The sequence below is a fragment of the Desulfovibrio porci genome, assembly GCF_009696265.1.
Lineage (GTDB): Bacteria > Desulfobacterota > Desulfovibrionia > Desulfovibrionales > Desulfovibrionaceae > Desulfovibrio > Desulfovibrio porci.
Window position 1 is genome coordinate 241,464 of record NZ_VUMH01000004.1, and the last position, 10,419, is coordinate 251,882.

Sequence of the window (10,419 nt, forward strand, 5' to 3'; positions counted from 1 at the left end):
TGGGCGGCGCGCCCTTGCCCGGACCTGAAAAAACCTTATGTATGGGGAATACGGGACCGGATGGCGTGTTGCGGCCCCAGAACCGACTATCAGCATGAGGTTGTTATGAGCCAAAATAATTGCGGCTGTCACGGTTCCAAGGGCGGTCCCATGCCCGAGGTGACCTTTTCCACCTTTATTCTTTCCCTGGCCTCTTCGGCCCTGGTGCAACTGGGCGAAGTGCCCAATCCCGAAACCGGCCGGGTGGAGCAGGATCTGCTGCTGGCCCGGCACAATATCGACGTGCTGGAAATGCTGCGCCAGAAGACCGAGCGCTGCCTTGAGGAACAGGAACGCCGCCTGCTGGAAAGCATTCTGTACGAGCTGCGCATGAAATATGTGATCAAATGCGGCCCGGACTGCGAAAAAAAGACGGCGGAATCCTCCGCCGGTTAGGGCAGGCCCCATGCCGCATTGCGCGCGGCGCGCCGCCAAGCGGCATGAATTCCGGCAAAAGCGACATTCCCGGAAAGAGCGTTGAACTGTGCGGCATTTCAATGCTACTTTGTTCCAGAACATCCCTGAAAGGACACGCGGCATGAAGACGATCAATGTGGGCTTGGTGGGCATTACCGGCTATGCGGGCATGGAACTGGCGCGGCTGCTGGCCGGGCACCCCGCCATGCGTCTGGCCATGGCCTGTTCCAGAGCCGAGGCGGGCAAACGCCTGGGCGAATTCTATCCTTTTCTGGAGCATATGCCGGGCGCGGACGTGGTCATCAGCGTTTTCGAGCCCAAGGAGGCGGCCCAGCACTGCGATCTGGTCTTTCTGGCGGTGCCCGCCGGCACGGCCATGGACATGGCCGGTCCCCTGCTGGACGCCGGGGTCAAGGTGGTGGACCTTTCGGCGGACTTCCGCATTCATGACGCCGGAGTCTACGAACGCTGGTACAAGCACGAGCATCACGGCAAGGACCTGCTGCGCTGGGCCGTCTACGGCCTGCCGGAACTTTACGCCGCGGATATCGCCCAGACCAGCCTTACGGCCAATCCCGGCTGCTATCCCACTTCGGTGATTCTGGGCCTGTACGCGGCCCTCAAAAACAAGCTGATCGAGCCGGACGACATCGTGGTGGATTCCAAGTCCGGCGCTACCGGCGCGGGCCGCAAGGCCGCCGTGCCCACCCTGTTCTGCGAGGTGTCGGACAACTTCCGCGCCTACGGCCTGCCCCGCCACCGCCATACCCCGGAAATCGAGCAGGAAGTCTCCCTGCTGGCCGGTCATGAGGTGCGGCTCTCGTTCAATACGCATCTGCTGCCCATGAACCGGGGCATCCTCTCCACCATTTACACAAAACTCAGGGATCCCGCCGCCACTCTGGACAGCGTGCACGAGGCCTTCCTCCGCACCTGGGAACACAGCCCCTGGATTCGCGTGCTGCCCAAGGGCGCTCTGCCCGAAACCCGCTACGTGCGCGGCAGCATGTTCTGCGACATCGGTCTGGTGGTGGACCCCCGCACCAAGCGGCTGATCATCCTGGCGGCCATCGACAATCTCTGCCGCGGCGCTTCGGGCCAGGCTCTGGCCAACGCCAACCTGATGTGCGGCCTGCCCGTGAACGCCGGTCTGGAGCATCTCGCGCCCCTGGCTTGACCCGTTCCCGCATTCCCAGCCATTTCAGCCCAGGATACGCCATGCAACTGAACACAGCCTTTCAGGATCCCCAACTCTGCCGCGGCCTGTTGCAGCGCCTGGAGCGCGCCCTGGACGGGCGCACCCTGCGCTTCATGGAGGTCTGCGGCACGCATACGGTGGCCATATTCCAGAGCGGACTGCGTTCCCTGCTGCCCGCCTCGGTCACCCACCTTTCCGGGCCGGGCTGCCCGGTCTGCGTGACCCACGACGCGGAAGTGGCGGCCTTTCTGGATCTGGCCGGGCGGGACAGGGTCATTGTGGCCACCTTCGGCGATCTGCTGCGCGTGCCGGGACCCGGCGGCCGCAGCCTCAAGCACGCCCAGGCCCAGGGCGCGCGCGTGGAGATCGTCTACTCGCCCCTGGACGCCCTCAGTCTGGCCGCCGCCAATCCCGGCGACACGGTGGTTTTTCTGGGCATCGGCTTTGAAACCACCGCGCCCACCGTGGCGGCCACACTGCTCATGGCCCGGCAGCGCAAAATCGAAAACTTCTGCGTGCTCTCCCTGCACAAGCTGGTGCCGCCCGCCCTGCGCGCCCTGCTGGACGACGCCGCCTGCGCGGTGGGGGCTTTTCTGCTGCCCGGCCACGTCTCCACCATTCTGGGCCTGCGGCCCTACGGCTTTCTGGCCTCGGAATATCATGTGCCGGGCGTGGTGGGCGGCTTTGAACCGGCGGACATCCTGCTGGCCCTCTGCCTCATGGCCGAACAGCTGCGGGATAAGACCCCGGCCGTTGTCAACGCCTACCCCCGCGCGGTGGCCGACACGGGCAATCCCAGGGCCCGCGCCCTGCTGGAGCAATTCTTCCAGCCCGCCGACGCGCTCTGGCGCGGCCTGGGCCGCATTCCCCAGAGCGGCCTGGCCCTGCGGCCCGAATACGCGGATCTCGACGCCATGGCCCGCCTGGACCTGCGCCTGCCCGAAGTGGCGGCCCTGCCCGGCTGCCGTTGCGGCGACGTGCTCAAAGGGCGCATCGCGCCGCCGGACTGCCCGCTTTTCGGCAAAAAATGTACCCCGGCCACGCCTGTGGGGCCGTGCATGGTTTCCACCGAGGGCAGTTGCGCGGCCTACTTCAAATACGCGGAGTAATAGGTAATGGATGATTGTCTTTTGCTGGACGCGGGCAGCGGCGGCCGGGCCTCGCAACGACTGGTGGCGCAGTGTTTTCTGCGTCATTTCGCCAATCCCCTGCTGGAACGCCTGGACGATGCGGCCCTGCTGCGTGATCTGCGCGGTCCGCTGGCCATGAGTACGGATTCCTACACCGTGACCCCGCTCTTTTTCCCGGGCGGCAGCATCGGCAGTCTGGCCGTGCACGGCACGGTCAACGACGTGTCCATGCTCGGCGCGCATCCCCGTTACCTGAGCTGCGCCTTTATTCTGGAGGAGGGTCTGCCCCTGGACGTGCTGGAGCGCGTAGTGGCGGACATGGGCCGGGCGGCCCGCACGGCCGGAGTGCAGATCGTCACCGGCGACACCAAGGTGGTGCCGCGTGGGGCCTGCGACAAAATTTTCATCAATACCACCGGAGTGGGCGAAATTTTCACGGCCCCGGCCCCCTCCGGGCACAACGCCCGGCCCGGCGACGCGGTGCTGGTCAGCGGCGCAATGGGCGACCATGGCCTGACCGTCATGGGCAGCCGCGAAAGCCTCTCCTTTCTCACGGATGTGGCCTCGGATTCGGCCCCGCTGAACCAGATGATCGCGGACGTCATCGCGGCCGCCGGTGAGGTGCATGTGCTGCGCGACCCCACGCGCGGCGGGCTGGCCACCACTCTGAACGAGATCGCCGAGCAGTCCCAGGTCTGTATCAGCCTGGAGGAAGAGCACATTCCGGTGCACGAGTCCGTCAAAAGCGGCTGCTCCTTTCTGGGCCTGGATCCGCTCTATCTGGCCAACGAGGGCAAGTGTATCTGCATTCTGCCCGAGGAAAAGGCCGAGGCCGCGCTGGCGGCCATGCGCGCCTCGCCCTACGGCACCGAAGCCGCGCGCATCGGCAGCGTGAGCGACGGCAAGGCCGGGCAGGTGTCGCTGCGCACGCGCATCGGCGGGCAGCGGCTGCTGGGAATGCTGGAGGGAGCGCAACTGCCCCGTATCTGCTGAACGCAACCGGCACAGGGCATTTCAACACTGAACTGAAATGCCCTATGCCGCGCCATATCCGGCGTGCCGCCCTCCGCTTCCCGGCAAAAGTCCCTAGTCGCCGGTTTCGCCGCTCCTCACCATATGCCCGGCGCTCTTCCAGAGCCGGAAACGCCGCATTTCGGAAATGGCCAGGCCCAGCAGGGTCAGGGCCGTGCCCATGGCGGACATCCAGGTGATGCGCTCGTGCAGCACCAGCACCGAGGTCAGCACCGTGACCACCGGCACCAGATAAATGTAGACCACGGTTTTGATGGCCCCCAGTCGTCTGATGGAGAAGGTCCAGGTCACAAAACAGAGGGCCGAGGCCCAGAGGCCCAGAAAAAGCAGATTGAAGAGATTCACCGGCTTGAGCACGCGCGCCGTGTCCCAGGAAAAGCCGAGAACCGGCAGGCAGGGCAGCATGAACAGCAGGCCGTAGAAGAAAATCCGACGGGTCGCCTGCAGGCTGCCGTAGCCGTGCGCCCCGATCTTGCGGGTCAGGATGGAATATACGGCCCAGACCAGGGCCGCCAGCACGGCCAGCAGGTCGCCCAGCGGGTTGAGCTGGAGCACCGTGCTGCCGTTGAAGCTGATCAGGCCGATGCCCGTAATGGCCACGACGAAGCCCAGAAAAAAATTGGCGCGGGGCCGTTCGCCGTCCAGAAAACGAAAGGCCAGCAGGGCCGTGAAAAAGGGAGCCACGGCCACTATCACGCCCACATTGGAGGCGAAGGAATAGGTCAGGGCGATATTTTCCAGCAGAAAATACAGGGTGACGCCAGTCAGACCGGCAAAGGCGAAAAGCCATTCCTGCCGTCTGTCCGTCAGGACGAGGCGGCGCGGGCAGACCAGCCAGAGGGCCAGCCAGCCGAGCGTGAAGCGAATGAACAGAATTTCCAGGGGCGTGAAGTCGCGCAGCAGCACCTTGGTGGAAATGAAGGTGATGCCCCAGACGATAATGGTCATCAGGGCCGCGAGATGTCCGATCAACTGTTTATGGTCCGCCATGTTTTCCTCTTCCGCGCTCAGCGTCCGGCCGGGATGAAGATGCGCTGGTACTGCCTGGGCGTCAGCCCGATAAAGCATTTGAAAAATTTCGTGAAGTGGCTCTGGTCTGTAAAGCCCGTGTTCAGGGCCGCCTCCACCGGGGGAACGCCCGCTTCCAGCAGAGCCTTGGCCCTGGCGATGCGCACGTTCTCCAGATAGCGGTAGGGCGTGATGCCCCTGGAACGGGTGAACGCGCGCAGCAGATAGTATTTGTCCAGTCCCGCCAGACGGCTCAGGTCGTCCAGGCTGATGCGCTCGGCATAGTGCTCTTCCAGAAAGTCGCAGACCGCGCGCAGAGGCGCGTCTCCGGCCTGGGACGCGGGTTGCGCGAAGGGCGCGGCGAAGTCCTCCAGCAATTGTCCCAGCAGGGCGAGAAGCAGCTCTTCCTTGCAGAAGTCCACAAACTCTTCCAGGATCATGGCGTGCAGATCGCGCAGCAGGGGCGCCAGTTCGCTTTGCGGCACAATGTTGGGCGCGAACGCGGGCAGGGTTTCCCTGCCGGTGATCTGCCGGGTCAGGCGGCGCATGGTTTCCCCGGCCACATGCAGACAGCGCCAGTTCAGGGGTTCTTCGCCCACCTGGCTGCAGGCGTGATTGTCACGCGGATTGAAGAGAATCAGATCCCCGGCTTTTGCCAGATATTCCTTGTTGTTGCAGAGAACTCGGCGGCGGCCGCCGTCTATGCAGCCGATGACGTAGTGCTCATGGAAATGATTGGGGAAATTTTGCAGCAGCCCGTGAAACCAACAGGCCTCAATGTGCAGATCCGCGTCAAAACGGATCACGCGCGTCCCGCCCGGCATGTTCAACTCCTTGTTGGGCAGAAACTAGCCCGTCAGGCGAAAATTTTCTGGTATAATATTGAGCGGAGGAAATTCAGCACAGCCATTGCTCCGCCGCGTCCGCCACGGTCTGCATGTCGTGAAAGAGCTTGGAGGTGTGAAAGCCGTCGGCCACGGCGTGATGCACTGACAGGGCTACAGGAATCAGGGTCTTGCGGCCCTGGACGAAATGCTTGCCCACCCGGATCAGCGGAAAAAGCAGGCGCGATTCCGCATAGGTGTCCTGCGCGAAGGAGGTGAAGGAAAGCCAGGGCAGCGAGGATACGGAACAAAAATTTTCCGGCGTATGCGGCCTGCCCTTGAGGCCCCGCACGCCGCCGTAGCGGGCCATGTCGTCCAGCACGGTTTCGTAAAACAGGCTGAAATCCGGCGACCACCGGCTCCAGAGGTCGGAAAAGCTCGCGTCCTCCTCATGGAAGACGGTGTACACCGGATTGCAGTAGTTCCAGCGGCCCAGACGGCCCCGCGCGTCAAAGGCCATGCGGAAAGCGCCGTTGCCGCCCCTGTCCAGGATGTCCGGGGAATCCGGCGCACAGGGGCCGTCCGCGTCCCGCCGGTTCACGGCGCGCATGACCACATAGAGCAGAATGGGGAAAAAACGGCGTCGCAATTGCCGCCGACGGCGCATCAACAGGGTGATGTCCAGCGGCGCGGTGATGGAATAGCGGCACTTGAGCCTGTCGAAATAATAGGCGAAATACTCCCGGCGCGGCCAGGTTTCCGGGTCTACGAGCGTGAAACGGGCCGGCGCGCATCCGCCGCCCGCGTCCGTTCCGCCCTTCCCGTCCGTTCCGTCCGCCATGTTCAGCTCTTGCGCCGCGCCATGCCCAGTTCCATGAGCCGTTCCAGCAACTGGCCGAAATCAAGACCGATGACCTTGGCCTCCTGCGGCACCAGACTGGTGGCGGTCATGCCCGGCAGGGTGTTGACTTCCAGCAGGGTCAGGTTCTGCTGCGCGTCCAGAATGAAGTCGGCGCGGCTGTAGCCTCTGAGCCCCAGGGCCTGATGGGCCGCCAGAGCCAGTTCCCGGACCCGCGCGGTCAGTTCCGGCGCGATGGGCGCGGGGCAGATCTCGCGCGCGCCGCCCTTGGCGTACTTGCTTTCGTAATCAAAAAAGTCCCCGGCCACGGGTTCGATGAGAATGGGCGGCAGAGCTTCGTCCCCCAGAATGCCGCAGGTAACTTCGCGGCCCTTGAGCTCCGGCTCGATAAGGGCCTCATCTCCGGCGGCAAAAATCTCGGCCAGCACCTTGTCCAGCTCGCCGCGGTTACGCGCTCTGCCCAGACGCAGAGAGGAACCGCCGGTATTGCTTTTGACAAAGAGCGGATAGGGCAGACGCGGCTGCCAGTCCGCGGGCGGCGCGGACGGCAAAAATTCCCAGTCAGCCGTGGGCAGACCCGCATGCCGAAAAATCTGCTTGGCCGCCGCCTTGTTCAGGGCCAGGAAGGAACCCGCCGGCCCCGCCCCCTGATAAGGGCAGCCCACCCGGTCGAGCATGGCCTGCACCAGACCGTCCTCGCCCGGCGCGCCGTGCAGGTTGATCAGGGCGAAATCGTGTTCGCGGGCCTGAGGCAGCAAGGTGTCGAATTCCGTCAGCAAATCGAAAAAAGTCACGCTGTGGCCCCGCGCGCGCAGGGCTTCGGCCATGCCGCGCGCGCCGTTCAGAGAGACTTCGCGCTCACTGGACCAGCCGCCCGCAATCAAAAGAATCTTCATGCAACGCCCATCCTAACTGCGCCGACAAGGCGCGTTCAATAATTTTTCCCTGTTCGTAGGAGCTCCGGATGCCTTTGCGCGCGGTTTCATTGCGGCCGTAGCGCGTGAGCAGATCCTCGTAACGATCCTCAAGCGAGACGCAGGCGTCGTGCCTGACCCGCTTGTCGGCATAGATCACAAAAAACGGCAATGCGCAGATCCCCGCTCCTTCCGGTACGGGCCAGGGCCAGTGCACATGCAGCATAACGCCCTGCGCCAGCGCGTAGTTACGGGTTTCGGCCACGGCCCACGCGCCGCCCAACTGCGCATGGCTGCCGCCATGGCGCAGGCAGTAGGTTTTGGCGAGGTCGTGCAGCAGGGCGCTGGCGCGCACTTCCGGCACATGGACCGCAACGCCCTTTTCCGCCGCGCGCCGGGCCAGGAGTGTGGCGATATGGGCCACGAGCCGCGAATGGCGCCGCACATTGGGCAGCATGTCATACTTGCGCCAGAGGGCGAAACAGGCCTCGTCGTCCGGCGGCGGAGCGGAAGCGGCCGTCGCCAGCCCCGGAAGCTCCGGCAGGCCGGACAGGGGATGGCTGAAGGGCTTCGCCGCGCCGGACGCGGAGTCAAAACTGTTCATTCTGCAAGTATGCCACCGGCGGAACGGGAAGGCAAGACGCCCGCACCGCCGCAATCGCCATTTCGACGAACCGCGCAACAACAAAACAGCGACCCAGCCCGTAAAGGCTGAACCGCTGCTGATGATTCATGCGCCCCACTCCCCTGGCCGCCCCGGACGCCGGATGGCGCCGGAATCCGGGACGACCGCAACGGGAAGTGAACCGGACGCCGGTTACGACACGAACCGGCGCGCGTCGCCGCTATATCCCCACAGGCGGTCGGAATCAGGCATAATTCCGCAAGGGATGGCCCAGTTGACGGAAAAGGGCCGCGACGAGCAGAGCGTGCTGCGCTCTAAGAATGTCTATCGGTCCGCCGCGCGGAAACTTGAGAGCAAAAACGGCCTGCCGGACATTTTTCAATAGCGCCCGCGGCTCAGTCATGCGCGTCACGCGCAGCCCGCTCCCGCAATTTGTAGTGCAGCAACTTGCCCGTGGCCGTGTGCGGCAGTTCCTTGACAAGAGTATAGAATCTGGGCCGCTTGTACGAAGGCAGCATGGGATGGCCCACGCAGTAGGCTTTCAGCTCCTCCACGCTCAGGCTGTCGTCCGACGGCACCACATAGGCGGCCACGCACTGGCCGTGCAGACGGTCCGGCATGCCCACCACCGCGCTTTCCGCCACCTTGGGATATTCATTGAGCACGGCTTCGATCTGGGTGGGATAAATGTTTTCGCCCGCGCAGATGATCATGTCGTCCTTGCGGCTCACCACGGTGACGCATTCGTTTTCGTCCCAGGTGCCCAGATCGCCGGTGTAATGATAACCCTTGTAAAACTTGCGCGCGGTCATTTCCGGATTATTCACATAGCAGCAGGCGGATTTGGCCGGGGATTTGATGATGATCTCGCCCACTTCGGCATTGTCCTTGGCCGCCAGTTCCGTGGGTTCGGCGTGTCCGTCCTCCCTGATCTTGACCACGCGCACGTCGTCGTCCGTGCAGGCCTGCCCGGCGCTGCCCGCCATTTCCGGCAGATTGTAGGGGCGCAGAAAGGTGTTCCAGAAGGTTTCCGTGGTGCCGTACCCGTTGAAAATATTGGGCGTGAACAGCTCCCGGTATTTTTCGCAGGCGCTTTTCTCAAAGGGACTGCCCATGGTCACGATGCCGCGCAGAGAGCTGAGGTCCGCGGGAGCGCGTTCCTGAGCCCGCGCCAGCAACGCGATAATCGAGGGCACGCCGATAAGAAAGGTGACCCGCTGCTCCTGGGCGAAAGCCAGGCAGCGGCGGGGATTGAACTCCCGCAAAATGACCACCTCGCCCCCGGCGTAAAGCGTGGGCGTCAGGCCGCCGGAATGCAGACCGCCACGGTGGAACCAGGGCGTCATGTTCATGGTCCGGTCCGTGGCGTTGAGCGGGAAATGCATCATCACGTCATGGGCCGAAAGCACTTCATTGATGCTGTTAATGGGCACGGCCTTGGCCCGGTTGGTGGTGCCCGAAGTATAGAGGCGGACCGTTTCGTCATAGATGTGCGGTCGGTCCGGCCGGACGGGATCGCTTTCCGGCATGCCGTCCACATAGTCGGCGTAGGGCGTGTCCCCGGACCGGGCCGAAGCGCCCTTCCCCACCACGACCACGCGGCGGGGCTTGTGTCGGGCGAAATCCAGGGCCTGGCGCGCGGTTTCCGCGAAGTCAGAGTCATAAAAGAAGACTTCAGGTTCGCTGTCGTCGATGATCAGCGCCAGTTCGCCCGGCGCCAGCCGGTAGTTGACCGGGCAGCCGATAGCCCCGGTCTTGTGTCCGGCCAGGTAACAGAACGCGAATTCCGGGCTGTTCAGCAGCATATACATGATCACGCTGTTCCTGGCGATGCCGTCGGCCGTCAGCGCGTGGGCCAGGCGGTTGGCGTCCGCGTTGAGTTCCCGGTAGGTCCAGCGCCGCCCGTCGGCCGGGGAATGCAGGGCCGGAGATTGCGCGAAGCGGCCCACATTGCGCAGGAAACCGTTCAGCCAGGTGAATTCATGCTCGAAGGTGTCCCTGAACATGGCGGCATCGTAGGTAAAATCCACAACACGTCTCCTAGAGCAGATTAACTTTGAAATGTTGTACATTTCAAAGTGTAAAGACACGCCCACTCCGCCGCGTAACAGCGCAAAAGCTATGCTGTCGCTATCCGTTATGCGGCACAGCCGCATAACGGATAGCGCTAACTTGCGCTTACGGCTTCGTGGCGCGAGGCTGCTGTGCAGCCTCGTTAAAGCGTTTCAAAATTAAAACGCTCTAGATGTAGAGTGTCAACACGTTGTTCACCCTCCGCTCAGCCTTGAGGCTGGAGGTTTTCTGCCAAGAGCCGTATGCGGACGCACAAAGTTGTAGCGATGCGTCCAGACCGGCAAGTTCGCTGTTCTTTTC

Annotated in this window: 12 protein-coding genes; 4 read left to right on the plus strand and 8 right to left on the minus strand. The window is 63.5% G+C overall.

Going from position 1 to position 10,419, the window contains the following annotated elements:
• The first annotated feature begins 105 nt into the window (after nt 1-105).
• From FYJ44_RS06085 to hypE, 4 genes are all read left to right on the plus strand, one after another.
• Nucleotides 106-435 (plus strand): DUF1844 domain-containing protein, encoded by a 330-nt coding sequence (locus tag FYJ44_RS06085; protein WP_154510127.1) that lies wholly within the window; start codon nt 106-108, stop codon nt 433-435.
• Nucleotides 436-577: 142 nt separating this feature from the next.
• Nucleotides 578-1,633 (plus strand): N-acetyl-gamma-glutamyl-phosphate reductase, encoded by a 1,056-nt coding sequence (gene argC, locus FYJ44_RS06090; RefSeq protein ID WP_154510129.1) that lies wholly within the window; start codon nt 578-580, stop codon nt 1,631-1,633.
• 41 nt (nt 1,634-1,674) lie between these two features.
• Nucleotides 1,675-2,763, plus strand: coding sequence for a hydrogenase formation protein HypD (gene hypD / locus FYJ44_RS06095; protein ID WP_154510131.1), 1,089 nt, complete (start codon nt 1,675-1,677; stop codon nt 2,761-2,763).
• Nucleotides 2,764-2,769: 6 nt separating this feature from the next.
• On the plus strand, nt 2,770-3,777 hold the full coding sequence (gene hypE, locus FYJ44_RS06100) for a hydrogenase expression/formation protein HypE (protein ID WP_154510133.1): 1,008 nt from the start codon (nt 2,770-2,772) through the stop codon (nt 3,775-3,777).
• Between the two features lie 93 nt (nt 3,778-3,870).
• On the opposite strand, the gene FYJ44_RS06105 is transcribed toward hypE, so the two are convergent.
• From FYJ44_RS06105 to FYJ44_RS06140, 8 genes are all read right to left on the minus strand, one after another.
• Nucleotides 3,871-4,806, minus strand: coding sequence for a DMT family transporter (locus FYJ44_RS06105; RefSeq protein WP_154510135.1), 936 nt, complete (start codon nt 4,804-4,806; stop codon nt 3,871-3,873).
• Nucleotides 4,807-4,823: 17 nt separating this feature from the next.
• On the minus strand, nt 4,824-5,648 hold the full coding sequence (locus FYJ44_RS06110) for an AraC family ligand binding domain-containing protein (protein WP_154510137.1): 825 nt from the start codon (nt 5,646-5,648) through the stop codon (nt 4,824-4,826).
• Nucleotides 5,649-5,721: 73 nt separating this feature from the next.
• Nucleotides 5,722-6,489, minus strand: a complete 768-nt coding sequence (locus tag FYJ44_RS06115; RefSeq protein ID WP_154510139.1) for a CatA-like O-acetyltransferase — start codon at nt 6,487-6,489, stop codon at nt 5,722-5,724.
• 2 nt (nt 6,490-6,491) lie between these two features.
• On the minus strand, nt 6,492-7,403 hold the full coding sequence (locus FYJ44_RS06120; RefSeq protein ID WP_154510141.1) for a D-alanine--D-alanine ligase family protein: 912 nt from the start codon (nt 7,401-7,403) through the stop codon (nt 6,492-6,494).
• Entirely contained in the window at nt 7,366-8,025 is a 660-nt protein-coding gene (locus FYJ44_RS06125) for an HD domain-containing protein (RefSeq protein WP_154510143.1), read from the minus strand. The genes FYJ44_RS06120 and FYJ44_RS06125 overlap by 38 nt, the downstream gene beginning before the upstream one ends.
• Nucleotides 8,012-8,155 (minus strand): hypothetical protein, encoded by a 144-nt coding sequence (locus tag FYJ44_RS06130; RefSeq protein WP_154510145.1) that lies wholly within the window; start codon nt 8,153-8,155, stop codon nt 8,012-8,014. Before FYJ44_RS06130 ends, FYJ44_RS06125 begins: the two co-directional genes overlap by 14 nt.
• A gap of 286 nt (nt 8,156-8,441) precedes the next feature.
• Nucleotides 8,442-10,076 (minus strand): class I adenylate-forming enzyme family protein, encoded by a 1,635-nt coding sequence (locus FYJ44_RS06135; RefSeq protein ID WP_326833672.1) that lies wholly within the window; start codon nt 10,074-10,076, stop codon nt 8,442-8,444.
• A 237-nt stretch (nt 10,077-10,313) separates the two neighbouring features.
• Nucleotides 10,314-10,419, minus strand: a 106-nt coding sequence (locus FYJ44_RS06140) for an integrase core domain-containing protein (protein ID WP_154508122.1), incomplete at its 5' end; no start/stop codon positions are given.